The sequence below is a fragment of the Sphingobacterium anhuiense genome, from assembly GCF_042686355.1.
Taxonomy (GTDB): Bacteria; Bacteroidota; Bacteroidia; order Sphingobacteriales; family Sphingobacteriaceae; genus Sphingobacterium; species Sphingobacterium anhuiense.
This window is the reverse complement of sequence record NZ_JBHUPE010000005.1, coordinates 693,105-718,174: the sequence shown is the minus strand read 5'-3', so window position 1 is coordinate 718,174 and position 25,070 is coordinate 693,105. Positions and strand designations below refer to the sequence as shown.

The following is a 25,070-nucleotide window of genomic DNA, read 5'->3' as shown; positions in this document are numbered from 1 at the left end:
TATGTATTTTGCTCTTATTAACTGCTGAAGTAAGCTCTTACGTTCTTACCTTCTACCCAGTTCATAAATGCTTTATTAACAACTTTATTTCCTCCAGGAGTCGGATAATTACCAGAGAAGTACCAGTCACCTTTATGATCAGGACAAGCAATATGTAAATTATCTAAAGTCTGGAAAATCACTGTTACTTCAGCTTTCAAATGATGTGGCGTAATGATTCTCGCAATTTCATTTGAAATTTCATCATCTGTAAAGGGTTCGTAGATAGCTTTGACATAATTTTCTATTTCGTCAATATCTGCTGTTATCGAAACCAAACATTTTTGATATACTTCATCAATAATATGTGCTAAACCACGTTGTCTTAATAACGATATAGCCGCTTCAAAAGCAACAAACTCACCCATTCTAGACATATCGATACCGTAACAATCTGGGTAACGAATTTGCGGTGCTGATGAAACAATTACAATCTTCTTCGGATTCAGACGATCTAAAATTGTTAAGATACTTTGTTTTAAGGTTGTTCCTCTTACAATGGAATCATCAATCGCAACGATTGTGTCTTCATGATCTTTAACAATTCCGTAAGTTGTATCGTACACATGCTGTACCATATCAGTACGATCAGCATCTTGCGTAATAAATGTACGTAACTTAGCATCTTTCACATTCAATTTCTCAAAACGAGGATGAATGCTTAAAATATCTTCTAACTCACCGTCATCAATCTTATCAGCTCTATTTAATAAGGCATCCTTTTGAAAATCTCTAACGTAGGTATTGATACCATCCATCAGACCATAGTAAGATACTTCAGCCGTATTTGGAATAAAAGAAAACACCGTGTTCTTAATATTATTATCAATTGCATTTAATACTTGCGGACATAAAAGGCGACCTAATTTTTTGCGCTCTTTATAAATATCAGCATCTGAACCTCTTGAAAAATAGATACGCTCGAAAGAACATGATTTTTGCTCAACAGGCTCTCTAAACATTTCTTCGGTAACTGTCCCATCTTTTTTTGCAATCAACGCATGTCCAGGTTTAATTTCCTGCACTTTATCAATAGGAATATTAAATGCAGTCTGAATAACTGGTCTTTCCGAAGCAACAACAAGCACTTCATCGTCTTTATAATAGAAAGCTGGACGGATACCGGCAGGGTCGCGCATAACAAATGCATCTCCATGACCAAATATACCTGCAATCGTATAACCACCATCCCAAGTTTTTGCTGAACGCGTTAAGATCTTAGGAACATCCAAGTTTTTTGCAATCAGAGAACTGATTTCAATATTAGAATAACCTTCTTTCTTAAACTTGTCAAATAAATCCTGGTTTTCGTCATCTAAGAAATGTCCAATTTTTTCCAATACAGTAACTGTATCTGCCTTTTCTTTTGGGTGTTGACCTAGCTCGTACAACTGTTGCAATAATTCGTCAACATTTGTCATGTTAAAATTACCGGCTACAACCAAATTGCGAGACATCCAGTTGTTCTGTCTTAAGAAAGGGTGACAACTTTCAATGCTATTTTTACCATGAGTACCGTAACGCAAATGACCTAATAATACCTCTCCGGTAAAACTAACATTATCTTTTAACCATTGTGTATCTTTAGATTCCTCCGGATATGCCTTGTGTACAGATGCAAACTTCTTTTGTACATATTCAAAGATATCAGCCACAGCACTGGATCCCATCGCTCTGTAACGAGAAATGTACCGATTTCCTGGCTTTACGTCGAATTTTATGGTCGCAATACCCGCACCATCTTGGCCACGGTTGTGTTGCTTTTCCATCAATAAGTACAATTTGTTTATGCCGTAGTAAGGCGTACCGTATTTTTCCTGGTAATAAGAAAGGGGCTTTAACAGTCGAATAAGTGCAATACCGCACTCGTGTTTAATTGAGTCGCTCATATCTTGATTTGATGTCGCAAAAATAGCAAATATTTATAATTAGTTGTATCAAAAAAAGACTCTTGTATTTAAAAATTACAACTAGAAGACAAGCAAAACTATTTGATTAGCTGTTGCAAAGCTACTTGCAATACCTTAACATCATCAACACCATCTAAATGTTTTAATAATTTGTGTGTTTTTGCATCGTAGATATACAGTGAAGGTGTTTGTGTAGGTTTAAATAAGCTGATAAACTGTCCATTTTTATCTAAAATAAAAGACACGTTAGGATGAGGTCTCAATTTCTTTGCAAACATATTTATAAATCCTTCCACATATTCGACATCATTCATGGCAACAAAGTAGAATTTAATATTTTTAAACGCCTGTAGCTGATCCGCTATCCCCGCCCCCATTTTCTGACAATGACTACAGCCCGTATCGTAGTAATTAAAAATGATAAGTCCCTCCTTTGGTAAATCGGACGTTTTAAAAGATTTACCAGTAAATACCTCTTGAAGAGAAAAATATGGGATCTGTGCAGGCGCTTGAGCACTGACCCGCTTTGTTGGTATAAGTAAAAAAGTAATTAGTATTAATGTAAATGTTTTCATAAGCTTAAAAATAAAACAGTATTGCTAAAGGTTAAATATACGAGTCAAATTGTACACATAACACCAAGCTGTTAGTTTATTTACAAAAAATAACGTAAGTTTGGTTGATTAACTTTTTTTAGAACGTCACTTAACACAATTAAACTGTGAAAAAACGTATTGCCATATTTGCTTCAGGTTCTGGTTCCAATGCCCAAAAAATAATGGAATATTTTAAATATTCTGAAGATGCCGAAATCGCTATCGTATTGAGCAATAATGCTGATGCATATGTTATCCAAAGAGCTGATAATTTTGAAATACCTGTCCACGTATTTGACCGAAATGAATTTTTCAAATCGGACGAAATTGTTAAAATGTTAAAAAACTTAAACATTGACTTAATTGTACTTGCAGGATTCCTTTGGTTAGTTCCTAATAATCTTTTACAAGCTTTTCCCAATAAGATTATTAATATCCATCCAGCGCTGCTACCTAAATATGGTGGCAAAGGTATGTATGGTGATCATGTTCATAAAGCCGTATTGGCAAATAAAGAAACAGAGCATGGCATAACAATTCATTTTGCAAATGAGCATTTTGATGAAGGAGAAGTAATTTATCAAGGCCGATTTAAAGTAGAGCCTCATGATACTTTAGAGGTAATTAAGTTTAAAGGACAACAATTAGAACATCAGCAATACCCTAAGGTAATTGACAACTTACTAAAAAAGATGTAATTTAACGTTTTTTATTTAGACTGCTTATAAATAATATATATCTTTGCATTATGAATACTTCAGAATTGCAAGGAACAGAATTTCAAGATACATTCTCAAAGGAGAAAATAGATTTTTGTGCTGATACAAAAGCATCAAGTCCGTTTTCTCCTTTTTCATGTGCTTGTTTCAAAAAATGTTGTAAGAAATATAAAAAAGGGAATCGTTGCGGCAAATGTCCAAAGCGCTAATTTTTGCCTACTCTTCCTCCAGATAATTCAGATCTTTATCAAAGCTCTCTTCAAGCTGTGTTAATGCATATATAGCAATTCCTGATAATAAAAATATCATCATAAATGCGGCTGTAATAATACCCCAGTGATTGACAAGAACACCGTATAACATTGTTGAAGGGATCAGTGCTCCACGAACAAAGTTAGGTGCAGTAGTGGCCACTGTAGCTCGCAAATTCGTCCCGAACTGTTCTGCAGATATGGTGACAAAAGTTGCCCAATAACCTATACCAAGTCCCATAAAAAAGGAAAGCCATATAAATTTAGTCTCAGACAAACCATCACTTAATAAATACCATGAAGAACTTACGAGGATAATTATTTGACACAGTAAAACGACTTTCTTTCGTGATTTCAAAACCTGAGCTAATAAACCTGCCAGTAAATCCCCTAAAGAAATCCCCAGATAGGTGAACAAAACTCCTTTTCCAGCACTAAGGACAACTGGCGCATGTAGCGCTTTACCAATCTCTGGAGCCTGAGTAACCAGTACGCCTACCACAAACCAAATTGGTAATCCGATGCACAAACAGTATAAATATCTTTTAAAACGACGTTTATCAGTAAAAAGCATACTAAACTTGCCCTTCACTACTGTTTTCTCTTCTGCTGTTTTAAACAAGCCAGACTCGAGTGCTCCTACCCGCATTAACAGTAACAACAATCCCATACCGCCACCAACAAAGTAAGCAGTTCTCCAATCATATTGTTCAGATATAAAATATCCTAAAACGGCGCCTAAGACACCAACTGTAGCAACCAGCATGGTACCATACCCCCGTTTTGATTTATGCATGCTTTCGCTAACTAAGGTAATACCAGCTCCCAATTCACCAGCTAAACCAATACCGGCAATGAAACGAATGATGCCGTACGTCATCACATCTTGTACAAAACCATTCGATATGTTCGCCAGTGAATACAACAAAATCGAACCAAACAAGACTTTCAATCGTCCAAACTTATCACCAATGATCCCCCAGATCACGCCTCCAATCAGTAATCCGCCCATCTGCATATTTAATACAAACTCCCCCTCAGAACGCATATCCGCAGGAGAAACACCGATTTCTTCAAAAGATTTTACACGAACAATCGAAAAGATAATGAGGTCATATATATCAACAAAATACCCCAATGAGGCAACAAGAATAATAATCCAGACATTCTTGTTTGAGGACATTTCGGGTTGGTTAGCCATATTTTATTTTTTTATAAAAATATCATTGTGGAACCATTTTTACAAATCAATTAGCAAACGAATTTTAATTTATTGTATTACATTTGCACCATGTTGTATAGTCCCAAATCCCTAAAGTGGTTATTAAGAATTTACCCGCCATTTTTATTCCAACGCATATGGGTCAAAAAAATTCATACAGACTTTCAAGGTGTGGATGTAAAAATTATCAAAAGTATTTTCAATAAAAACTCAAACAGTACCATATTTGGTGGAACAATTTTTTCAGCAGTTGATCCTTTTTATGCGATTCTTATTGATCAGCGCTTACAATCGCATGGATTTAAAAAAACTGTAGCTTGGCTCAAATCAGCATCCATTGAATATAAAAAGCCTGGCTTGACCAATCTTAGATTTTCGATCAAAATAACTGACGAGGATTTTAATGAATGCATGGATACACTTAAAAACAGAGGTCGGATTATTAAGGCATTTTCTGTAGAAATTGTGAACGATCAAAATGAAATTTGTGCCATTGCGAAAAATGAAATCTATATTCGTGACCTGAATTTTACATACACCAGAGTATAATAAGCTATTATCTTCTTTATCTATTTGGTATCTTTGTCGGTAACAGACAAAATATTTCAATATGAAAAAATTAGCTTTTTTAGTTGCGTCAGCTTTTGCAATAACTTCATGTGCCAATAGCTCAAATACAAATAATCAAAATGATTTAGCGAAAACACAAGAAGAAACCATGAAAATTCATGATGAGATCATGCCGCAAGTAAGTATTTTTGATAAAGATGCAGTTACTATCGATTCAATCCTCACAAATCTTAGTGCTATAAAAACAGCTAAACCTGATCTAGATACAACAAATACTCGACAAGAATTGTCTCAGTTAAAAAGCAATCTCGAAGATGCAACAGATCATATGATGGATTGGATGAAAGACTATAGTGCCGATTCAACGACAGTAGATTATGCTAATCGCGAATTGACTAAAGTAAAAGACATGAAAGCAGTCTTTGATCGTGTATCAAAAGAGAAACAAGAAATCTTAAAAAAGTATTAATATGTTAAAATCAATTCAGATTGGTGCTTCTTTTCTTATTGCACTAACAACATTTACAATATCTAGTTGTCAGTCTAATACAGTTACACTTCCTATTTATGGTCAACGTGAACCAGTAGAGAAAATTATAGATGGTAAGACGGTTATTGATACCCTATACCATACCATCCCCCCTTTCAAATTTCTAAACCAAGATAGTGTCTATATAACGGATAAGAATTTTGATAACAAAGTGTATATCGCTAATTTCTTTTTCACTCATTGCCCAAGTATATGCCCTACTATGAATAGAAATCTGTTGAAAGTATACGAGCAATATAAGGATAGTGATCAAGTTTACTTTTTATCACATAGCATTGATTTCAAATATGACCAGCCACATGTCTTAAAAGAATATGCCAATAAATTGGGTGTTAGCAATGATCATTGGAATTTTGTAATGGGATCAAAAGCTGATATCTATGGAATTGCAAACCAATACCTGGTCTACACAGCAGAAGACAAAAATGCGCCAGGAGGATACGATCATCAAGGATATCTGGTATTAGTAGATAAACAAAAAAGAATACGCGGTGCTTATGACGGCACTAATGATGAGCAAGTTGCGAAACTACAAAAAGAACTTGCTATCCTACTCGAAGAAAAGTAAAATGATAAAACTATATCTTTTAGGAGTATTGATCGCTCTATATTCTTTATGCTCGATAAGCAGTTGCCAGTCAGGCAAAGATATAAAGACAGCACAATATGCCGTAAATGGACAAAAAATATATATTAATCATTGTAAAAATTGTCATGGCGATAAGGGTGAAGGCTTAGGCCTATTATATCCACCATTAACCGATGTAGAATTTTTAACAAAAAATAGAGATCATTTATCCTGTATTGTTAAGAATGGACTAGAAGAAGAAATTGTAGTTGCGGGCAAAACATTTAACACTAAAATGCCAGCGAATGAAATCTTGACCGACATCGATATCGCCTATGTTTTAACCTATATTACCACAAATTTTGGTAAGCAAGATAAAATATTCAGTCTAGAAGAAGTTCAGATGAGTTTAAAAAATTGCAAGTAGGACATTCCATGATTTAAAGAAAGCTTAGTTAATCAACTAGGCTTTTTTTGTGTTGGTACCTATTTAGGTAAAAAAAGAAAGGTTTTCAAACGGGGAGAATGAAAACCTTTACTAACCAATTATAAACCTAAATTATGATGGTACAAATATAGGCCATGCAAATTGATTAGCAAACCAACTAAATGTTAAAATATGTTAACAGCGGAAATGCGAATAAATAGATGTCTGCAATGAATAAAATATAGTTTTTCATTACAATATTTTGACATTTAGATTTGATTAAAATTTCTACATTTGGAACCGAATGAACGTTCAATACACAAAAAATAATTCTAAAGTGATTTCCATATTTGAGACCACACTTCGGTTGATCAAAGATCATGGATTTCATGGCACAGCGATGAGCAAGATAGCTCAGGAAGCTGATGTCGCAATCGGTACAATCTATCATTACTTCCCATCGAAAGATGATTTGATCGTTAGCCTGTTTCAATACTGTGGCGACACTTTAAATGAAGCAATCTTTGGATCGCTGGATGATAAATTGACTTATAAAGACACTTTTTTTCATATATGGAAAGGCTTTGTAAAATTTTACAGAGAACATGTAGAAATGTTCAGTTTTTTTGAACAATTTTACTCATCTCCTTATTATAAGGTGAACAGTTATGAAACAAATGAATCTATTAGTGGTCAGAGTAATATACTTAAATTCTTAACAACAGGAATCAATAAAGGCGAATTAAAAGACACCAATGTAGAAGCATTAGCTTGCGTCTTCTTTGGAACTGCTGTATCAGCAATTAAAGGAGTGAAACACAACAAATTAAAATCAAATGAAAGCATCGAAGATGTTGTAAACATCATTTGGGATGGAGTTAAAAATAAATAATTTTATGAAGTTTAGACAAATAGCCTTTTCTTTGGCAGCCATGACTACAATATACCATGTTAGTTATGCCCAACAAACAGGCAATGAGACGTTACCTGCTAAAGCAAATTTGCAGCAACTCATTGACTATGCCCTTAGCAACAAGATCAGTCTGAAACAGGCTGCAATTGATGAGGAAATTGGCGAAAAAGATATCGACATTGCCTTGTCTGGCTGGTTGCCACAGGTAAACGCTAATGGTTCTTACAACTATAATGTTAAAGTTCCCACCTCTTTTATAGGTGGACAGAACATTGCGTTAGGACAGAAGAATGCTAGTGCTTTAACCTTACAGGCTGATCAACAGATTTTGAATCCGGCACTTATGCAAGCTTCAAAAGCAGCAACACTTATCCGTCAATCCAATAAGCAAAACACTGAAAGTCAAAAAATCAACACAGTGGTTGAAGTGAGTAAGGCTTACTATGATATTTTAACGAGTGAAGAGCAGATCAAAATTGTTCGTGAAAACATTGCTAGACTTCAAAAACAATATAATGACGCTAAAGTACGCTACGAAGTTGGTATGGTTGACAAAACCGATTTCAAAAGAGCTCAAATTGCGTTAAGCAATGCAAATGCGGACGAAAAGCGGACTATTGAATTACGCCGTTATAAATATGATTATTTAAAAAATTTAATCGCAGTTGATCATAAAGTTGATATTACATTATCTTTTGAGAATGCGAATATGGAAAATCAGATTCTGATTGACACGACTTCATCTGCTAGCGTAACCAATAGAATTGAATTCCAGCAATTGGAAACGTCCAAGAAAATGCAAGAATTAGAAACGCAATACTATAAATGGACCTACCTCCCAAATGTAAGCGCATTTTATAACTATGCATTTAATTATAGAAATAACAAATTTAAGGATTTGTATAATGACAATTTCCCAAGCTCTGTAGCTGGATTATCTGTATCTATTCCAATTTTTCAAGGTTTTAAAAGAAAGCATCAAATCAATCAATCCAAACTACGCGAAAGTAGAATTGATTTAAGCATGGAAGATTTGAAAAATCAAGTCAACACAGAATATGCACTTGCAACAGCTTCATATAATGCCAACCTAATTGATTGGAAAACATCAAGAGATAATGTTGACTTATCTAAGGAAGTCTATGATACAATTAAGTTACAATATGATGAAGGTATTAAAACTTACTTAGACTTAATGACAGCTGAGACTGATCTTAAAACAAGTCAATTGAATTATTTAAATGCACTTTATGCACTTCTATCGAGTAAGCTAGATGTTCAAAAAGCATTAGGAACTGTAGATACAAAATAAACAACATTAAGAAACCAAGAATATCATGAATAAAAAACATTTATTAGCAGCTTTTTTTATTGGGACTACGCTAATCTGGCAGTCATGTGGCAATAAAGATGCTCAGAAACAACAGGCTGCACAGCAAGCAGAGCGTGTTGTACCTGTTTCCATAGCAACTGCCACAGAAGAAATTGTCACAGGAAACCAAACATATCCAGCTACTGTAAAGCCCTTGAATGAAGCTGATTTATTTGCTGAAGTTTCTGGTTATGTAACGCAAATATTTGTAACTGATGGAGCATCGGTATCCAAAGGTCAAAAATTATATGAAATTGACGGCACTCGCTATGCAGCGGCTTTAGATCAAGCCAGAGCAAATCTTAAAATTGCACAATCTAATTTGGATCGTGTGCAAACAGATTTAAACCGTTACCAAGCATTAGCGGATAAAGATGCGATCGCAAAACAAACTTTAGATTATGCTAAAACAGATCTAGCAAATCAAAAAGCGCAGATCTTAGGTGCACAAGCTGCTGTAACAACAGCACAAACAAACTTAAATCGTTCAACTATAAGAGCGCCATTCGCGGGTATTGTAGGTATATCCGATGTTCGTCTTGGAGCTTTGGTTAATCCTGGAACTACACGATTAAATACGGTATCTTCAATCAATCCTGTGGCAGTTGAAATCCAAGTGAGCGAGCGTGATATTCCTCAATTTGTAAACTTACAAAAATCAGGTTCTGCAGCACAGATCGGCGCAGTATTACCGGATGGAACGGAGTATACAGCTCCAGGAAGAATTGCCACTATTGACCGTGCAGTAGATCCACAGACAGGAACGATAAGAGTACGTGCTAATTTTGACAACCCTGGTAATGTCTTGAGAGCTGGAATGAATCTATCTTTAAACATCAAAACGAATTCAGCAACTGAAGAAATTGTTATTCCTTATAAAGCTGTTCAAGATCAGTTGGGAGTATTTAACGTTTATGTTGTTGGTGATAGCAGTAAAGCTGAACAACGTAAAGTTGATCTAGGTTTAAAATTAGGAGATAAAGTAGTTGTAAAATCAGGCCTTAAAGTCGGTGAGAAAATTGTTGTTGATGGTATCATGAATGTGCAAACAGGTGTAAAAGTTGCTGAGGCTCCTGCTGCTGCACCTGATGCCGCTGCACCAAAAAAATAATTTTCACAGACTTTATAAGATACAAAAAAACATATGATTTCAGAAGTTTTTATAAAAAGACCCGTCACTGCCATTGTGATTTCCCTATTGATTATGATCGTAGGTGGAATTTCAATTGTGTCATTGCCGATCAGTCAATATCCATCCGTAGCCCCACCAACTGTTTCAGTAACAGCAAACTACACTGGCGCGGATGCTCAAACTGTTGAGCAAACAGTAACGACTCCTATTGAGAGTCAAATTAATGGTACACCGGGCATGCTTTACATGTCCTCGAACAGTACATCGAATGGTCAATCACAGATAACCGTAACTTTTGAAGTTGGTACTGATATTGATATTGCTACATTAGACGTTCAAAACCGTGTGGGTATTGCTGAACCTGCGTTACCCGAAGCTGTTAAACGTTTAGGAGTAACGACACGTAAAGCGAATACAGATATCTTAATGCTTGTTTCACTGGTATCACCAAAAGGTACTCGCGATGCTAAGTTTTTAGATAACTATGCCAATTTATACATCAAAGATGCATTATTACGTATCACTGGTGTTGGTGAGGTTACCGCTTTTGGACAGCCATTCTCCATGCGCGTTTGGTTAGATGCCAATAAATTAACGAATTTAAATCTAACTCCTGCAGATGTATCTGCAGCAATTGCTGAACAAAACTTAAGAATTCCGGGAGGATCGGTAGGTTCTACTCCGCAAAAATCAGATCAGGTATTTGAATACCCAGTGATCACGGATTCAGATTTATCTTCGGTACAGGATTTTGAAGAAATCATTGTGAAATCAAATACCGATGGATCAATTGTTTTATTAAAAGACGTAGCGAGAATAGAATTGGGTCAATTCAGTTATGCAACAAGTACGCGTGTAAATGGTATGACTTCTTCTGGTATGATGGTTTCTCAAACTCCAGGAGGTAATGCTGTGCAATCTGCAGAGGGTATCTATACCGCATTGGAAAGATTAAAAAAATCATTCCCTGATGATGTTGACTATGTTGTCGGTTATGAGACAATTTCTGTTGTTAATGCTTCCATTGAATCAGTTATTCACACTTTGATTGAAGCTTTACTATTAGTAACTTTAGTTGTATTCTTCTTCTTACAGTCATGGAGAGCAACACTAATTCCTGTATTAGCGATTCCTGTATCTATTGTTGGTACATTTATTTTCTTCTTATTATTCGGTTTCTCGATCAATAACTTAACTTTATTAGCATTCGTGCTTGCTATTGGTATTGTGGTCGATGATGCGATTGTAGTGGTTGAGGCTGTGCAGCATTACATAGATCATTATAAGATGTCGGCAGCAGATGCAACGCGTCGTGCCATGAAAGACATTACAGCTCCGGTTATTGCCATTGCTTTGATTCTTTCTGCAGTATTCGTTCCTGTAGGATTTATCCCGGGTATGGTGGGTCAATTGTATCAACAATTCTCCATAACGATTGCCGTTTCGGTTATGCTGTCCGCATTTATTGCCCTGTCATTAACACCGGCATTATGTTCGATCATGTTAAGACCAACAGCAGTACACTCGGAAGCGAAAGGTCTTAATAAGTTTTTCTACAAGTTTAATATCTGGTTCGAAAGAGTAACGAACAAATATTCGAATGGTGTAAAATACTGTATCAAAAAGGCTCCTATGGCGTTAATCATCTTACTTTGTATCTTCATTGGTACAGGATATATGTTTAATAAAAAACCAACTGGATTTATTCCTGGTGAAGATAATGGGATGTTCTTTGCCGGTATTACCTTGCCAGAAGGTTCGTCTACAACACGTACAAAAGAAATTTTAAATGAAGTAGAGCAAGAATTACGTAAAGATTATCCAGAGATTAAAGATATTACGGCTATTGCCGGTATCAATATTTTGAACAGAGCTTTCCAGCCTAACGTAGCGACAGTTTTCGTTTCTCTAAAACCTTGGAAAGATAGAAAGCGTACTGCTAACCAAATTACGGGTGGTATCATGGGTAAATATGCTGGCTATAGTAAAGCACGTGTACTCGCTGTTACTCCTCCTGCGATTCCTGGTCTTGGTACTTCTGGTGGTTTCAGTTTAATGATTCAAGATCAACAGACCGTAGATATCAAAGTCTTCGAAGGTGTTGTTGGTAAATTCCTAGCTGCAGCCAATCAGAGACCTGAAATCGGTATGGCCTATACCCTATTTAACACAAAAACTCCAAATTACAAGTTATCTGTTAATAGAGAGCAAGCGAAGAAAATGGGGGTTCCTGTTTCGACAATATATACCACTATATCTGCATACCTTGGATCTTCTTATATTAATGATTTTACAAGATACGGACGTAACTTTAGGGTTGTATCTCAGGCGGATAAAGATTACCGTATGAACATTGAGGACATCAACAAATTATATGTTAATAATGCTCGCGGTGAATCTGTTCCTTTAAGTTCATTGGTTACTTGGAACCTTGTTCAGAATCCAGCTATTATCAATCACTATAACATCTTTAGAAGTATAGAGGTCAGTGGTAGTGCTGCGCCTGGTTATTCGTCCGGTGATGCCATCAGAGCGCTTCAGGAAGTTGCCGCAGAAACATTGCCGAACGGTTATAGTTATGATTTCTCAGGATTGGCTTTACAAGAAACAAAATCTGGAAATATGACTATTATGATCTTTGGTTTATGTATTCTGTTTGTATTCTTGCTACTAGCTGCTCTTTATGAAAGTTGGTCTGTTCCATTCTCAATTTTATTATCGGTACCACTAGGGGTATTTGGAGCAATTTTAACATTAACATTGATTCCAGCATTAGATAATAATATCTATGCACAAATTGGTTTAGTTGCGATTATTGGTTTAGCGGCTAAAAATGCGATTCTAATTGTTGAGTTTGCTAAAGAACGTGTAGATATCGGAATGAACTTATATGAGGCAACATTAGATGCTGTTAAGCTTCGTCTGCGTCCTATTATCATGACATCTTTTGCATTTATCTTAGGTATTATTCCTTTGATGTTATCGACTGGTGCCGGAGCCATTTCTCGCCAAACAATTGGCTGGACAGTATTTGGTGGTATGTCTGCAGCGACAGTTTTAGCAATCTTTATCGTTCCAGTACTGTTCGTTGTGATCACACGACTGGCTTATGGTAAAAAGAAATTAGCCGAGTTAGAAGCTAATTTTGATGAAGAAAAAGCTAAAAATTTATCTGCCCACTAAACATTAAAATTTATCTCAATATAATCAAGAAAGCCTTTCAATTCATTTTGAAAGGCTTTCTTGATTATAAGCTATTTCAAATCGCTAAAAACATTGCCAGTTGAAGCTACAATCTTAACAATAATCTTACAATTGAAAAATGCTTTAATGTTAGCACAATTTGATATTTTAGCACTTCAACTAACCATCTAAATATGAAGCTAAAATTCATTACTTTATTACTGCTTGCCGGTACGATAAGTAGTCTACATGCGCAATCTGCTAAAGACTATGCAGACGCTTATCAAGACTTACAAGTATTCGAAACTCCTTTAGCCGTTAAGCTAAAAAAAGGAATCAAAAAATCTGATCTTGATAAAATTAAAAATCCACAGGTCAAACAGGTTGCCACCTCCTTATTAAATAATCAATATGATCAAAAGTACAGGTTTGCAGAATACAATGCTATCCTTAGCCCTTCAACCTTAGGTCATAACTTAATGATCGGTGATGGATACAGCAAATATGAAAATATAACCGGAATTTATCTGCCTATAGGTCGCCATATCATATCTGTCGATCATATCGCTGCAGATAATGAAGTTAAATTGATCATTCCAAATTGGAACCGCCGAGCTCCCGAAGGAATGGATCCGACCAAAGACCCAAAGGGATGGGGTATTGTAAAGCAAGAATTTAAACTCAAAAATGGTATCAACATCATTGATGTCAAAGATTTCGACGGCCTGGCTTATATCGATTATTTCTCCGAAAATCCTAAAAAAGAAAAAGCAATCAGTGTACATTTTATTGGTAGCCCAGTTAATGGTTACTTTGATATTACGAAAAACAATGATCAAGATTGGAACAAATTGGTAGATCAGGCTGTATATCCGGTTATTGATGCCAAAGGTCGACACATTCAGATTGCCTACCCTGCTGCCGATATTAAAAAGTATGCTTATGGAAAAGGTGTCGAGCTGATCAGTAATTATGATTCTCTTATTTACAGACAGCATCGTATTATGGGACTTATTAAATATAACAAAGTCCCTGAAAACAAAATTCTCTCGCGTGTAAATTATAATTATTACATGTTCCGTGACGGAGATGGAGTTGCTTATATGGGTACGGATCCTGGCAATGCAATGCCGCTTGTTGTAGACCCGGCCCGCGTAATCAAAGGGGATCCATGTTGGGGGTTTTCACATGAAGTAGGACACGTACATCAATTAAGACCTTACTTGAACTGGGGAGGATTGGGTGAAGTAAGTAATAATATTTTCTCTCTTTATGTAACAACTTCTTATGGCAATAAAAGCCGTCTTTCAGAACAAGGTAATTACAAAAAATCCAGAGAAAGTATCATTAATGGTAAAATAAGTTACCTACAGGATCCAGATGTATTCAATCGCTTAGTACCTTTCTGGCAACTTCAACTGTATTTCGCAAATCAAGGTAAAAATCCTAATTTTTATCCTGATTTATTTGAAGCTTTCCGCAAACAGAATCCTGAACGTAGAAGCAGACGCGGTGGCGGTCAAGTAATGGGCGATCGTGGAAACAACCCTGCTGTACACCAATTGAATTTTGTAAAAACAGCATCTCAGGTCGCAAAACTTGATCTCACAGATTTCTTTGATCTGTATGGCTTCTTCCATGTTGGAAAATTTACTTATGATGATTATGGTAATTATACATACGAAATGACACAAGAAATGGTTGATAAGTGCAAAAAAGAAATTCAACAACTTAATCTTCCAAAGCCAGATATGGATATCTCTACGCTGACCGATTAATATTAATAAAAAAGAATCGACAAAGTATTGTTGATTCTTTTTTTTATTATTTATAGTAACACTTTACTATCCATATAATAAAAAATATTTAAAAAATATTATTACAAATTATGCGAAATTTTATCTTATTATCCTTTCTCTTTATTTGCAGTATACATGTATATGGCCAAAAAAAAGATAAAAGTAAAACTCCAAATGTAATCTTCATTTATGTTGATGATCTAGGTTACGGTGATTTAAGCTGTTATGGTGCAAAAGAAATATCAACTCCACATACAGATGAATTAGCTAAAAATGGAATCCGGTTCACAAGAGGGCACAGCACCTCCGCCACCTGTACCCCATCCCGATTTGCATTGATGACCGGAGAATATCCATGGAAACAAACTGGGAGAAATATATTACCTGGTGATGCCCCACTTATTGTACCTACAGACCGATTAACATTACCTAAAGTATTTAAGCACGCTGGTTACAAAACAGGTATTGTTGGAAAATGGCATCTTGGATTAGGGGATAAAACCAGTAAAGACTGGAATGCAGATATCAAACCCGGACCAAATGAAGTTGGTTTTGACTATTCTTTTATTTTCCCCGCCACAGCAGATCGTGTACCTACTGTATTTATGGAAAACCATCGCATTATAGGTCTTGATCCCAATGATCCTATAGAGATAGATTACCGAAAAAAAGTTGGCCAAGACCCTACAGGAAAAGAACATCCTGAGCTTTTAAAATTACAATCTTCAGTTGGCCACAATCATACTATTGTAAACGGAATAGGACGGATCGGATATATGAGCGGTGGAAAACAAACCAGATGGACAGACGAAGAACTTGCCTCTACATTTCTTTCAAAAGCTCAAGATTTTATAAAAAGTAACACAAACAGCCCATTTTTTCTATACTTTGCTTTACATGATATTCATGTACCTCGAATGCCAGCAACGATGTTTAAAGGTAAAAGTAAATTAGGCTATCGTGGTGATGCAATATTAGAAATGGATTGGGTGGTTGGTCAAATCACGGAACAATTAAAAAAACTGGGACTTGACCAAAATACGATGATTGTCTTTAGCAGTGACAATGGACCTGTTTTAGATGATGGATATGCAGATCGAGCTGTTGAGCTAAATGGTCAGCATAAACCAGCAGGCCCGCTTCGTGGCTGGAAAACAGATGTTTATGAAGGTGGCACCCGCGTTCCTTTTATAATCAGCTGGCCGGCTGTTATTAAACCTGCTGTATCACATGCACTAGTTAGTCAGATGGACTTTGTTGCTAGTTTTGCAAAATTTTTCAATCAGTCCATTCCTGATGGAGAGGCTTCAGATAGTGAAGATATTTTGGGGGCTTTACTCGGAAAATCTCCGAAAGGCAGATCTATATTAGTTCAGGAAGGTTATCATAACCTAGCCATTGTAAAAGATAATTGGAAGTACATACCTCCAATTAAAGAGCAAAACGCTCAATTATTCGATTTAAAAAATGATATTTCCGAAAGCGTAAACCTGATTAACAAATATCCGAAAAAAGTAGATGAGCTTGCTCATTTACTTAAAGGTTTCCAATCCAAGACTTTGAAATAAACAACTGATAGAATTATCAACAAAAATACGAATAGCAGTAAAACTGCTATTCGTAAACTATTAACCTAAAGAAAGAGTGTAGTGGTACACTCTTTTGATCGCATATAGAATACAAATCAAAAAGCAATTTGTTTGCAACGATTTGCCCCAATGCTATATTTTTTAAATCTGAACTTTGATCGATTACAAAACCAAATTACTATAATACAATTTATTGCACGATGAGCAAATACAAATTTTTTTATCTAAAAATACTAAATTCTGGAAGTTGTCAAATATCTGATGCTAAACTTAATATCATCAAAATAACTACTTTAATTAATAAAGATCTTGTTCATCATAAAAAAAATATATAAATATTTACACGGATCTATCCTGAAATCTTACATTTGCAGAGTCACAATCATTTCAGTTGTGAACGGCAAATTTAAAAAGTCATGATAGGAAGATTATATCTTCAGCTAGAGCTATTTAATAGGTGGCGCACTAAAAAGATTTCAAATAAAAATTTCTTAGTCATTGTTGCTCTTTTAGTTGGTCTTATAGGAGGTTTTGCTGCGGCCACCCTTAAAGGACTTACCCATTGGATAGCGGCATCACTACAAAATGAAGTGCAGTCACAATATAAATACTACATCTACCTCCTATTCCCATTAATTGGTATATTGTTAAGTGTTATTTATGTGCGAAGGTTTATAAAAAAAGGAAAATTTGAACACGGGATTACCCCAATTATTTACTCAATATCCCGCAAGTCAAGTCGTATCGAACCCCATAATATCTATTCTCAAATTATTACCAGTGCGATTACAGTTGGTTTCGGTGGATCTGCCGGTCTTGAAGCACCGATAGCATATAGTGGAGCAGCGATAGGTTCCAATACCGGACGTTTTTTTGGTCTTAATTATAAAGAGATAACACTCTTATTAGCCTGTGGGGCGGCCGCTGGAATATCTGGAGCATTCAACAGCCCGGTTGCCGGAATGATTTTTGCTATTGAAATTCTCCTTCCTGAGTTTTCAATACCCGTATTTATTCCACTTTTAATTTCTACGGCAACAGCAGCAGCTGTTTCGCGTTCCTTATACAGCGAACCCCTATTCCACTTGGTAACTGATGACTGGGAGTTTCATGCCCTAATTTATTACTTTGGATTAGCAACTATTATTGGAGGATTTTCAATCTACTTTGCTCGATTAACAACTTGGCTGAAGAATCTATATTCAAAAATAACTAATCCATACCGTAAAGTATGGGTAAGTGGAATAAGTCTTGGTATCTTAATTTTCTTATTTCCCTCACTTTATGGCGAAGGCTATATCACGATACAAAAAATATTAGACGGAAGTCATCAGGACATCCTGAGCAACAGTATGTTTTCACGGTATAGTGATATAGGCTGGCTTGTTGTTGCATTTACTATTGTTACCGTATTTGCTAAATCTCTTGCAGCTTTGGTTACTTTAAACAGTGGCGGCAATGGTGGCGTATTTGGCCCAAGCCTGATCATGGGGGGCCTTATGGGATTCGCCTTTTCATATGGAATGAACCTAACGGGTCTTGTCGATCTAAATGTTGCTAATTTCACGGTGGTTGGTATGGCTGCAGCATTGAGCGGTATTATGCATGCCCCTCTTACAGCGATATTTCTTATCGCAGAAATCACGGGTGGATATGCACTGATGGTTCCACTTATGCTGGTCGCTGCCACAACATATTTCATTAATCGTGCAGTACAGAAACATTCGATATACACCAAGGTATTAGCGGAACAGGGCGACTTATTGACGTACGAAGACAAAGACAGAACAGTTCTAAGTATGATGAAACTACGTCATCTACTTGAAAATAATTTCACAATCATGCGTCCTGATGAATTTGCCAAAGATAGAAACCATGACATTATCCATAGCAAAAGAAATATCTTTCCTGTTGTAGATTATGATGGAACATTTATAGGACTTATCTATAGTGAGCGCTTATTGGAAATTTTATTAGGTGAGAACCTCGATGGTTTAAAAATGAAAATGAGCGAACTGGCACAGCAACCTATAGACATTATTGAAATGGGTACCAATATGGAAGTAGTTATGCAGAAAATGAAAAAAGAAGATGTATGGATGCTTCCTGTCATTGATGAAAAAGGAAAATATAAGGGCTTTTTATCGAAGTCAGCTGTCTTCAATAAATATCGGGCATTATTGATGAGACAAGCAGCTTATTTAGAACAATAAGTGGCTCAAACCTAAATATTTCATATCTCGGATCAAATTTCCGGGCTTCAAATAGCACACATAAATCGTCAAATTTTCCGCGATAATTCAGGTTAATAATCTGGATGCGCTCCTAATTTTGGAGCGCATCCAGGAATTATTTTCTCTTTCGCAATTTCCCCAACAACCGACTTGTAACAAAACTTACCACAGTTCCTATTACAGCCATCAGTGCTGTCTGCGCAACGTCACCAAGAGAAAAGCTAGCCCATATCGAACAGAGGGTACCCCCTAAAGTACCGATACGGATATCATTGCCTTTCATCCTGCACCTCCTTTTCTTTATCAATTAACAGCTGGTCTGCCAGAGGTGACTCCACCTCTCCTTTTTTATCTTTATCATCCAGCACTGTCTCCACCACACCTAGACCCAGTGAGATATATTTAATAATATTTAATGCCTTGACCGGCAATTTAATCGGAGCCATAAGCACTACCTGTAGCGCACGGCTTATTTTTTGAATTATCTTTTTCATTTGTTTAATTATTAGAAGGTTAGAAAGATAGTAGCGCAAAAGTGAACAAGTAACATAGTAACCAAGTCAGCATTGAAATGATTAGTTGGATTGATAGTTAAAAAAGTCTAACTTATTACTACGTTACCCCTTCACTCGTTACTCCGTTAATTCATCACTACTTAATATGTAAAAACACGTCTTGCTCCATATCCCAAAGCGAATAAACCAGAGACTTCAATTTTGCAAGCGCCTTTTTACTCTCCGTACCGCAACCTTCGCCCGTTAATGCTGTAACCGGAGCAATGCATCCCAATAACTCTTTCTGTGCGTCGTTGGCTGCATGAATCAATATTGCTTCGCGACCCAATACAGCGTGAATTCCGATCTGCTCACCATGTCTGGTATACTTTCGTTTTTCAAGTTTATAACTCCCAACTGGGATACAGCTAAGCCTTGGCAGATTATTGCGCCAGGGTAATTCGATAGTACGGCAGATGACCTCACCTTCAAAAGTGAGGGTACCGTTCGTCCCTTGCTCTCCATAAATCCGTTGGAGATGCAAGATTTGTTTTGTTGACATTTTTTTGTTTGATCAAAAGAAAGAAATAGTTCTTTTTCAGATGAAAGGATATTTCAGAAGGCGCACTGTGCATCAATAACGAACGTCCTCCTGAAAATATCCCTTCAATACACGATTAAATTAGGTTACGGTATCACGACCTGATGAATGGTCAGCGCATTATACTGCCCATTTGCCAATGGATAATAAGCACCGTTCACAAGCTGATAATACCCTGTCCCCACCAGTACCATCACACTTTTATCAGGGTCATGAGCTATTGTGGCCGCAATATCCAGATCCATGGGCTGCATTTCACCAAGCATGATATAAGCAGAACGCTGGATCACAGGACGCTGATCTGTTTCATCTCCGGAGAACTCCTGCAGCACCAGCGTGTACTGCACATGCGTTGCTCCGCTCAGTTTGGCGATATGCAGATTCGGAATCAATTGCTCGCATGTTAAAAAACCCTCACCGCTAAAATTGTCAAAGGTTACCGCCAATGGTTTTAACGTAATGTTTTTTAAACTGGCGCGCTGATTACATTCCAGACCATTCAGAAGCACCATGTTCTGCGGTACTAAAACGCGCTCCCCGCGAACACTGACCGGATCCATCTGGATAACTTTTAACATCCGGCTCGCCAGCCTGGAGCTAAATTTATTGTCCGCATTTTCAAACAGCACATCACGTAACAGATCACGCAGCTTTTTGCCTTCCTGCTGTGCTCTGCCAAATTCACTGCCGTTCTCACGGGTACGTGCAAATGCTGGATCATTGGCAATACGGTCGCCCGATACACCGGTTTTCATACGTGCCTGATAACCCACACTTTTCGATTTGTAAAAGGAAAGATCCCCGATCGTTCCATTTAATTTGATTAAACTTTCTACTCTTGCCATAATAGTATTGTTTTGACACTGCTAAGATGATTATCAGTACAAAAGGACGGGGATCAAAAGCGTAGAAAAGGGGAAAAATGCGGAATAATGATACTCAATTGGTTTAATAAATTGACCAAAATGTACCTAAACGCGAATAAAACTATATTTTATAGAAAAAACTTATCTTAGTAAATGAATAACCAATAACATCATTTTTCTGGAGAGGAATTAAACCTAATCTGTAAAGCTTAAGGAATAAAGCATGCTTTAAACTTGGACGTTACCTCGTGATCAAGCATGGCATAAGCGTATATAAAGCGTAGATAGAGCATTGATACAGTGTAAAAACAGTATGTTTCATGCACTTACAACGCACTTACCACGCACTTAGCCTATGTGCATACTGTACATAGCAAAATAAGCTTTATGCGTGCTTGATTTATGCTTTATACCTGCTTAACAGGTGGTTTAATAGGATATGTTTGTCGGCGGGAATGACAATCACGAACAATCCAGATGATCTGATCATCAAAAGATCATCCCTCTAAAAACCAGGACAACATGAAAAATAACGATCGTTTATGCATATACCCCAAAGAAGCGGCGATTATATTGGGGCGTACGGAAAAACACACCTACAAAATCTTTCAGGCCATACGCGATTGCTACGGACTGAAAGCAAACCAGTATGTCAGCATCAGTTTATTTGCAGACTACACAGGATTACCGGAAGAAGAAATTAGAAAAGTATTGCTCTAATATGCTTTAAACTGAAACAGCTGGAGAGGACTGTTTCTGATTATCCCGATCGTTTCTATGATCTGCTTTCTGCAATAACCGCACCCTTTGAAATAAAAAACAAGAAAGATCACATCTCTTACTTCCTAATCGGAACCCATGTATACCAGCCCACATGCGTTAAACTATTTCGTTTACTCCAAAATTCTTTAATATACCGGTCAGTGATCCCTGCCCCCATGGTCAGCATCAAAGTAATATCCGACTTAGCCATTTTTCTAGCCAGACCTTCTAATGACTCATTATGCAACAAGAGTGATCTCCCCGCTTTATAATGCGGAAAATCGACCAGAAGCATATTAACCATATACCTGTCCGATATTTTCACCATCCAGTGTTTCAGATCCAATGTTGCCAGCACTTTCATGATATGATCACAGCGCACCATGGCACCGTCCGAAAAGATAATATGGTAGGACTTACTTTCTGTTTTAATTGCTACCAGGTCAAAAAAACGAACCATCCACATATCCAAAAATAAGGGCCCTACCCCCGCTACATGAACCAGATAGGTGTACATCTCATTCAGCGCTATTTTTGCTGGCAGTCCAGATGCATCATGTGTCTGCACAGGGACTTCAACAAATTTTTCGATCAAGACTTCTTTTACCACCTCCACAACATTCTTCTGAGGATAAAAAGAGCCCATGCTGTATTATATTTGATCAAGTACGCCATCCAAACTAGCACCAGGCAAATAATGCTTGCCTTATAGATGCTGAACAGCAACAACATATTCCAAAAATCCTCCCTGTGCCAGATCCAAGCTGAACTAAATACAAGCAGAACGAAAAGCGAAGGCACAACCGAACTTATGTAGTAGGCCATTTTTGCGGTTAAGCCAGACCAATCTGCCCTAGAATTTTCGAGACGCTCTGCAAATACATACCGCATGCCACCTACCATAATCAAACTTGTAAATAGATAGATCGACACGATGAAGCTCAGCAAGAAAAACTTCGTGCTCCAGATCGCATTGCTATTCCAGCTGAACTGATAGCCCAGCTTATTAAAAACAATAGGAACAATGATCAAGATTAAAACATATAAGAAAATTTTATTTCTTTTGATACTGGTCATTCTTTACGTTCATTAATATTATTTTACAATAAAAGAACCGTGAAAATAAAAATATTAACTGAATACAGCCATTTAATTTCGTAACAAAGCTGATAGTATAACCAATATCACATTTTCAACAATTAAGCAAGCAAAATTTTAAAGTTATGTAACATACGTTTAAGATGAAAAACCACCCATCTTAATCCTAATTTATAAGATTAAGATGGAAAAAAGTCCATCTTAACCCCTCCTATCCTTCTCTAACTAGGTAAATCATCCTATTTTCTAGATTTTTGATTTATTGAATTCAAATAAAACAGGATGTAATCATCCTAAACATTTCAATCAGTTAAAGTAAAAAAAGTTCATCGCAATTGCCCTGCAATTACTGATGAGAAAATCAATGATCAACAAAATAAAAAACCGTAACCTAATGGCAACTGTAAATTATCAAAATCTCTTGTTCGAAACACTTCAAAATCTAGCACCGGTACCTCCCGATTTATGGGCCGACATACTAAAAGTAACTGAAATCAAACCGTACAAAAAAGGGCGACATCTGTATGCCCAATTCTTGGACCTGCATATTATACTGGAAGGCATTATTATCAAACGCTGGGATGATGGAGGAGCGATTCCAAACGATGTCATCGACTTTATATCTAAAAAACAATTTATTATTCATACTGAAGATGTAGATGGAAGTTATTTTAAGGCCGATTGTGATGCCGTGACGGCATTTATCAGCAGGAAAAATATAGGTAAGCTACTAGAACAGCACCCCATCTTTGCCAACCACTTCAATTATCTCATTGCAGCGGTTTTGAATAGAAGATCATTTAGAGGAAAACTTCTCAATATGCCTGCGAAAGAACGGAAAGTAGCTTTTGCAAAAGAATATCCAGAGGCAAACTTTCATTGCAGTATCAGTGACAAAAGTTCATTTTTAGGAATAAATCCCTCCTATTACAGTACCTTATAATTTCCGGTCAACAACTGCATCCCCAAGAAAAGATGTGGTTGTTGATCGCAATTTAATCACCAAGTTACTAATAACCGCTTCATTTAGATCCTAGCTCTCAACTCCAAAAAACACATAATCTTAGATTTCGAAGATCTACATCTGAGAAATCTAAGATTATTATCACGAAAATCTGGGGTCAAAAACCCAGAAATCTAAGGTTCAAACCGTTCTTTCCGTCTCTATCTTTACTATAGTTGATCGGCACACCAATAACCAATGTTTCCTCTCCCATTGGCCATTAGCGAATCGAAAAACTTAACAGGATGCAATAGGGCGAATTTAATCAATAGAGCGCAAAATACGACTACGATACAAGCGGTAACCAAAAGTTCGCCCGATGCATCCAATAATAACCAAACAAAAAAGTAAAATGATGAAAAACTATAGCTTAGGAATAAAACTGTATCGGCGCAAATTTGCGACATTCCCCGGTGGCCGGGACAGGAAATAAAAGTCCACTTTAATAGTAAAAACCTCCGTTTCGTGGAAGCTTTTACGTGGCCATCCTTCAACATGTAGGATGATCGATTTGAACCGATATGAATATACGAAATATTTATATCATATTAAAACTCACTAAAAATTTGTCAATTATGGCTTGGTTTTCTTTCACGGGTACTAACCCGTCTCAGCCTTCCCACTATACATTAGTGGCGTCGCAACCAACATGTCCTGGACTAACACAAAGAATGTGTGCATTACAGGCTATGAATGATGGTGCAAACAATCCGGTAATTACGGATGCATTGCAAAATGAAATCATTAATTCACTTGAGAATCAGGTGAACGGCACGAATGTGAAGTTGAAGGCGCGATAGACGGTTTAAGTACCGTAAACAATAGCGTTCGCTAAATAAGTAATAGGGTATGACGAGGAGTCATACCCTAATTATAAAAACAAATTAATTATTTAACAATCTAATATTTAAGACTATGAATTGGTTTAGTTTTACAGGAACAGATCCTTCTCAGCCCTCACATTATACATTAGTCCCATCGCAACCAAGCTGTGCTGGACTTCCTCAAAAATTGTGTGCGCTACAAGCGCAAAATAACGGTTCTGGCAACCCAATTATTACCGATGAGTTAAAAGAAGAGATTATTGACTGTATGGAAAACATGGTGAATAGTACCAATGTCAAGTTAAAAGCGAGATAAAAGATTGGGGCTGTGTTTCATTTATACAGCCC

General features: G+C 36.6%; 27 protein-coding genes. 17 read left to right on the top strand and 10 right to left on the bottom strand.

Annotation, left to right across the window (positions count from 1 at the left end):
* Positions 1 to 17: 17 nt before the first annotated feature.
* Together ACFS6I_RS14880 and ACFS6I_RS14875 are read right to left on the bottom strand one after the other, a co-directional pair.
* On the bottom strand, positions 18 to 1,928 hold the full coding sequence (locus tag ACFS6I_RS14880; RefSeq protein WP_021189720.1) for an amidophosphoribosyltransferase: 1,911 nt from the start codon (positions 1,926 to 1,928) through the stop codon (positions 18 to 20).
* A 98-nt stretch (positions 1,929 to 2,026) separates the two neighbouring features.
* Positions 2,027 to 2,524, bottom strand: a complete 498-nt coding sequence (locus ACFS6I_RS14875) for a peroxiredoxin family protein (protein WP_168127461.1) — start codon at positions 2,522 to 2,524, stop codon at positions 2,027 to 2,029.
* Between the two features lie 146 nt (positions 2,525 to 2,670).
* Between ACFS6I_RS14875 and purN the strand changes: the two genes are divergently transcribed.
* On the top strand, positions 2,671 to 3,243 hold the full coding sequence (gene purN / locus ACFS6I_RS14870) for a phosphoribosylglycinamide formyltransferase (protein ID WP_183912049.1): 573 nt from the start codon (positions 2,671 to 2,673) through the stop codon (positions 3,241 to 3,243).
* 50 nt (positions 3,244 to 3,293) lie between these two features.
* Positions 3,294 to 3,473 carry a hypothetical protein gene (locus ACFS6I_RS14865; protein WP_132772682.1) on the top strand — a complete coding sequence of 60 codons (180 nt, stop codon included), beginning with the start codon at positions 3,294 to 3,296 and terminating at the stop codon, positions 3,471 to 3,473.
* A gap of 7 nt (positions 3,474 to 3,480) precedes the next feature.
* On the opposite strand, the gene ACFS6I_RS14860 is transcribed toward ACFS6I_RS14865, so the two are convergent.
* Positions 3,481 to 4,716 carry an MFS transporter gene (locus tag ACFS6I_RS14860; protein ID WP_380921777.1) on the bottom strand — a complete coding sequence of 412 codons (1,236 nt, stop codon included), beginning with the start codon at positions 4,714 to 4,716 and terminating at the stop codon, positions 3,481 to 3,483.
* Between the two features lie 90 nt (positions 4,717 to 4,806).
* Here ACFS6I_RS14860 and ACFS6I_RS14855 point away from each other — a divergent pair, with 90 nt between their 5' ends.
* From ACFS6I_RS14855 to ACFS6I_RS14805, 11 genes are all read left to right on the top strand, one after another.
* Entirely contained in the window at positions 4,807 to 5,286 is a 480-nt protein-coding gene (locus tag ACFS6I_RS14855; protein WP_380921775.1) for a DUF4442 domain-containing protein, read from the top strand.
* A gap of 61 nt (positions 5,287 to 5,347) precedes the next feature.
* On the top strand, positions 5,348 to 5,776 hold the full coding sequence (locus tag ACFS6I_RS14850) for a hypothetical protein (protein WP_021189715.1): 429 nt from the start codon (positions 5,348 to 5,350) through the stop codon (positions 5,774 to 5,776).
* 1 nt (position 5,777) lies between these two features.
* Positions 5,778 to 6,425 carry an SCO family protein gene (locus ACFS6I_RS14845; protein WP_021189714.1) on the top strand — a complete coding sequence of 216 codons (648 nt, stop codon included), beginning with the start codon at positions 5,778 to 5,780 and terminating at the stop codon, positions 6,423 to 6,425.
* 1 nt (position 6,426) lies between these two features.
* Positions 6,427 to 6,852 carry a c-type cytochrome gene (locus tag ACFS6I_RS14840; RefSeq protein ID WP_168127460.1) on the top strand — a complete coding sequence of 142 codons (426 nt, stop codon included), beginning with the start codon at positions 6,427 to 6,429 and terminating at the stop codon, positions 6,850 to 6,852.
* 304 nt (positions 6,853 to 7,156) lie between these two features.
* The gene (locus ACFS6I_RS14835; RefSeq protein ID WP_132772678.1) at positions 7,157 to 7,744 is read left to right on the top strand and encodes a TetR/AcrR family transcriptional regulator; all 588 of its coding nucleotides are present in this window, start codon (positions 7,157 to 7,159) and stop codon (positions 7,742 to 7,744) included.
* Positions 7,745 to 7,748: 4 nt separating this feature from the next.
* Positions 7,749 to 9,077 carry a TolC family protein gene (locus ACFS6I_RS14830; protein ID WP_346588477.1) on the top strand — a complete coding sequence of 443 codons (1,329 nt, stop codon included), beginning with the start codon at positions 7,749 to 7,751 and terminating at the stop codon, positions 9,075 to 9,077.
* A gap of 25 nt (positions 9,078 to 9,102) precedes the next feature.
* Positions 9,103 to 10,248: an efflux RND transporter periplasmic adaptor subunit gene (locus ACFS6I_RS14825; RefSeq protein ID WP_132772676.1), complete on the top strand. Its 1,146-nt coding sequence runs from the start codon at positions 9,103 to 9,105 to the stop codon at positions 10,246 to 10,248.
* 33 nt (positions 10,249 to 10,281) lie between these two features.
* The gene (locus tag ACFS6I_RS14820; RefSeq protein ID WP_132772675.1) at positions 10,282 to 13,452 is read left to right on the top strand and encodes an efflux RND transporter permease subunit; all 3,171 of its coding nucleotides are present in this window, start codon (positions 10,282 to 10,284) and stop codon (positions 13,450 to 13,452) included.
* Between the two features lie 194 nt (positions 13,453 to 13,646).
* Entirely contained in the window at positions 13,647 to 15,230 is a 1,584-nt protein-coding gene (locus ACFS6I_RS14815; protein WP_132772673.1) for a M60 family metallopeptidase, read from the top strand.
* 110 nt (positions 15,231 to 15,340) lie between these two features.
* On the top strand, positions 15,341 to 16,819 hold the full coding sequence (locus ACFS6I_RS14810) for a sulfatase family protein (RefSeq protein WP_380921771.1): 1,479 nt from the start codon (positions 15,341 to 15,343) through the stop codon (positions 16,817 to 16,819).
* 437 nt (positions 16,820 to 17,256) lie between these two features.
* Positions 17,257 to 19,053: a chloride channel protein gene (locus ACFS6I_RS14805; protein ID WP_380921769.1), complete on the top strand. Its 1,797-nt coding sequence runs from the start codon at positions 17,257 to 17,259 to the stop codon at positions 19,051 to 19,053.
* A gap of 136 nt (positions 19,054 to 19,189) precedes the next feature.
* Here the strand turns inward: ACFS6I_RS14805 and ACFS6I_RS14800 are convergent, their stop codons facing one another.
* The 4 genes from ACFS6I_RS14800 to ACFS6I_RS14785 form a co-directional block, all read right to left on the bottom strand.
* Positions 19,190 to 19,357: a hypothetical protein gene (locus tag ACFS6I_RS14800; RefSeq protein WP_380921767.1), complete on the bottom strand. Its 168-nt coding sequence runs from the start codon at positions 19,355 to 19,357 to the stop codon at positions 19,190 to 19,192.
* Positions 19,344 to 19,568 carry a hypothetical protein gene (locus ACFS6I_RS14795; protein WP_380921766.1) on the bottom strand — a complete coding sequence of 75 codons (225 nt, stop codon included), beginning with the start codon at positions 19,566 to 19,568 and terminating at the stop codon, positions 19,344 to 19,346. Before ACFS6I_RS14795 ends, ACFS6I_RS14800 begins: the two co-directional genes overlap by 14 nt.
* Positions 19,569 to 19,725: 157 nt before the next feature.
* Positions 19,726 to 20,130 carry a DUF5675 family protein gene (locus ACFS6I_RS14790; protein WP_380921765.1) on the bottom strand — a complete coding sequence of 135 codons (405 nt, stop codon included), beginning with the start codon at positions 20,128 to 20,130 and terminating at the stop codon, positions 19,726 to 19,728.
* A 125-nt stretch (positions 20,131 to 20,255) separates the two neighbouring features.
* On the bottom strand, positions 20,256 to 21,014 hold the full coding sequence (locus tag ACFS6I_RS14785; protein WP_380921763.1) for a hypothetical protein: 759 nt from the start codon (positions 21,012 to 21,014) through the stop codon (positions 20,256 to 20,258).
* Between the two features lie 543 nt (positions 21,015 to 21,557).
* Between ACFS6I_RS14785 and ACFS6I_RS14780 the strand changes: the two genes are divergently transcribed.
* Positions 21,558 to 21,755, top strand: coding sequence for a hypothetical protein (locus ACFS6I_RS14780; protein ID WP_380921761.1), 198 nt, complete (start codon positions 21,558 to 21,560; stop codon positions 21,753 to 21,755).
* A gap of 118 nt (positions 21,756 to 21,873) precedes the next feature.
* Here the strand turns inward: ACFS6I_RS14780 and ACFS6I_RS14775 are convergent, their stop codons facing one another.
* Positions 21,874 to 22,443: a hypothetical protein gene (locus ACFS6I_RS14775; RefSeq protein WP_380921759.1), complete on the bottom strand. Its 570-nt coding sequence runs from the start codon at positions 22,441 to 22,443 to the stop codon at positions 21,874 to 21,876.
* Entirely contained in the window at positions 22,401 to 22,874 is a 474-nt protein-coding gene (locus ACFS6I_RS14770; RefSeq protein WP_380921757.1) for a hypothetical protein, read from the bottom strand. Before ACFS6I_RS14770 ends, ACFS6I_RS14775 begins: the two co-directional genes overlap by 43 nt.
* A gap of 415 nt (positions 22,875 to 23,289) precedes the next feature.
* Between ACFS6I_RS14770 and ACFS6I_RS14765 the strand changes: the two genes are divergently transcribed.
* A complete protein-coding gene (locus ACFS6I_RS14765) occupies positions 23,290 to 23,838 on the top strand; it encodes a Crp/Fnr family transcriptional regulator (RefSeq protein ID WP_380921755.1) in 549 nt (182 codons plus the stop codon).
* Positions 23,839 to 24,068: 230 nt separating this feature from the next.
* Here the strand turns inward: ACFS6I_RS14765 and ACFS6I_RS14760 are convergent, their stop codons facing one another.
* Positions 24,069 to 24,305: a hypothetical protein gene (locus tag ACFS6I_RS14760; protein WP_380921753.1), complete on the bottom strand. Its 237-nt coding sequence runs from the start codon at positions 24,303 to 24,305 to the stop codon at positions 24,069 to 24,071.
* Positions 24,306 to 24,569: 264 nt separating this feature from the next.
* Here ACFS6I_RS14760 and ACFS6I_RS14755 point away from each other — a divergent pair, with 264 nt between their 5' ends.
* Positions 24,570 to 24,698 (top strand): hypothetical protein, encoded by a 129-nt coding sequence (locus tag ACFS6I_RS14755; RefSeq protein WP_380920793.1) that lies wholly within the window; start codon positions 24,570 to 24,572, stop codon positions 24,696 to 24,698.
* A 115-nt stretch (positions 24,699 to 24,813) separates the two neighbouring features.
* The gene (locus ACFS6I_RS14750) at positions 24,814 to 25,038 is read left to right on the top strand and encodes a hypothetical protein (protein ID WP_380921751.1); all 225 of its coding nucleotides are present in this window, start codon (positions 24,814 to 24,816) and stop codon (positions 25,036 to 25,038) included.
* Positions 25,039 to 25,070 lie beyond the last annotated feature (32 nt).

What these genes read in the sequence shown, in the direction of transcription:
- ACFS6I_RS14880 (WP_021189720.1), bottom strand. Translation starts at nt 1,928, where the DNA reads ATGAGCGACTCAATTAAACACGAGTGCGGTATTGCACTTATTCGACTG.
- ACFS6I_RS14875 (WP_168127461.1), bottom strand. Translation starts at nt 2,524, where the DNA reads ATGAAAACATTTACATTAATACTAATTACTTTTTTACTTATACCAACA.
- ACFS6I_RS14865 (WP_132772682.1), top strand. Translation starts at nt 3,294, where the DNA reads ATGAATACTTCAGAATTGCAAGGAACAGAATTTCAAGATACATTCTCA.
- ACFS6I_RS14860 (WP_380921777.1), bottom strand. Translation starts at nt 4,716, where the DNA reads ATGGCTAACCAACCCGAAATGTCCTCAAACAAGAATGTCTGGATTATT.
- ACFS6I_RS14855 (WP_380921775.1), top strand. Translation starts at nt 4,807, where the DNA reads ATGTTGTATAGTCCCAAATCCCTAAAGTGGTTATTAAGAATTTACCCG.
- ACFS6I_RS14850 (WP_021189715.1), top strand. Translation starts at nt 5,348, where the DNA reads ATGAAAAAATTAGCTTTTTTAGTTGCGTCAGCTTTTGCAATAACTTCA.
- ACFS6I_RS14845 (WP_021189714.1), top strand. Translation starts at nt 5,778, where the DNA reads ATGTTAAAATCAATTCAGATTGGTGCTTCTTTTCTTATTGCACTAACA.
- ACFS6I_RS14840 (WP_168127460.1), top strand. Translation starts at nt 6,427, where the DNA reads ATGATAAAACTATATCTTTTAGGAGTATTGATCGCTCTATATTCTTTA.
- ACFS6I_RS14835 (WP_132772678.1), top strand. Translation starts at nt 7,157, where the DNA reads ATGAACGTTCAATACACAAAAAATAATTCTAAAGTGATTTCCATATTT.
- ACFS6I_RS14830 (WP_346588477.1), top strand. Translation starts at nt 7,749, where the DNA reads ATGAAGTTTAGACAAATAGCCTTTTCTTTGGCAGCCATGACTACAATA.
- ACFS6I_RS14825 (WP_132772676.1), top strand. Translation starts at nt 9,103, where the DNA reads ATGAATAAAAAACATTTATTAGCAGCTTTTTTTATTGGGACTACGCTA.
- ACFS6I_RS14820 (WP_132772675.1), top strand. Translation starts at nt 10,282, where the DNA reads ATGATTTCAGAAGTTTTTATAAAAAGACCCGTCACTGCCATTGTGATT.
- ACFS6I_RS14815 (WP_132772673.1), top strand. Translation starts at nt 13,647, where the DNA reads ATGAAGCTAAAATTCATTACTTTATTACTGCTTGCCGGTACGATAAGT.
- ACFS6I_RS14810 (WP_380921771.1), top strand. Translation starts at nt 15,341, where the DNA reads ATGCGAAATTTTATCTTATTATCCTTTCTCTTTATTTGCAGTATACAT.
- ACFS6I_RS14805 (WP_380921769.1), top strand. Translation starts at nt 17,257, where the DNA reads ATGATAGGAAGATTATATCTTCAGCTAGAGCTATTTAATAGGTGGCGC.
- ACFS6I_RS14800 (WP_380921767.1), bottom strand. Translation starts at nt 19,357, where the DNA reads ATGAAAGGCAATGATATCCGTATCGGTACTTTAGGGGGTACCCTCTGT.
- ACFS6I_RS14795 (WP_380921766.1), bottom strand. Translation starts at nt 19,568, where the DNA reads ATGAAAAAGATAATTCAAAAAATAAGCCGTGCGCTACAGGTAGTGCTT.
- ACFS6I_RS14790 (WP_380921765.1), bottom strand. Translation starts at nt 20,130, where the DNA reads ATGTCAACAAAACAAATCTTGCATCTCCAACGGATTTATGGAGAGCAA.
- ACFS6I_RS14785 (WP_380921763.1), bottom strand. Translation starts at nt 21,014, where the DNA reads ATGGCAAGAGTAGAAAGTTTAATCAAATTAAATGGAACGATCGGGGAT.
- ACFS6I_RS14780 (WP_380921761.1), top strand. Translation starts at nt 21,558, where the DNA reads ATGAAAAATAACGATCGTTTATGCATATACCCCAAAGAAGCGGCGATT.
- ACFS6I_RS14775 (WP_380921759.1), bottom strand. Translation starts at nt 22,443, where the DNA reads ATGGGCTCTTTTTATCCTCAGAAGAATGTTGTGGAGGTGGTAAAAGAA.
- ACFS6I_RS14770 (WP_380921757.1), bottom strand. Translation starts at nt 22,874, where the DNA reads ATGACCAGTATCAAAAGAAATAAAATTTTCTTATATGTTTTAATCTTG.
- ACFS6I_RS14765 (WP_380921755.1), top strand. Translation starts at nt 23,290, where the DNA reads ATGGCAACTGTAAATTATCAAAATCTCTTGTTCGAAACACTTCAAAAT.
- ACFS6I_RS14760 (WP_380921753.1), bottom strand. Translation starts at nt 24,305, where the DNA reads ATGTCGCAAATTTGCGCCGATACAGTTTTATTCCTAAGCTATAGTTTT.
- ACFS6I_RS14755 (WP_380920793.1), top strand. Translation starts at nt 24,570, where the DNA reads ATGTGTGCATTACAGGCTATGAATGATGGTGCAAACAATCCGGTAATT.
- ACFS6I_RS14750 (WP_380921751.1), top strand. Translation starts at nt 24,814, where the DNA reads ATGAATTGGTTTAGTTTTACAGGAACAGATCCTTCTCAGCCCTCACAT.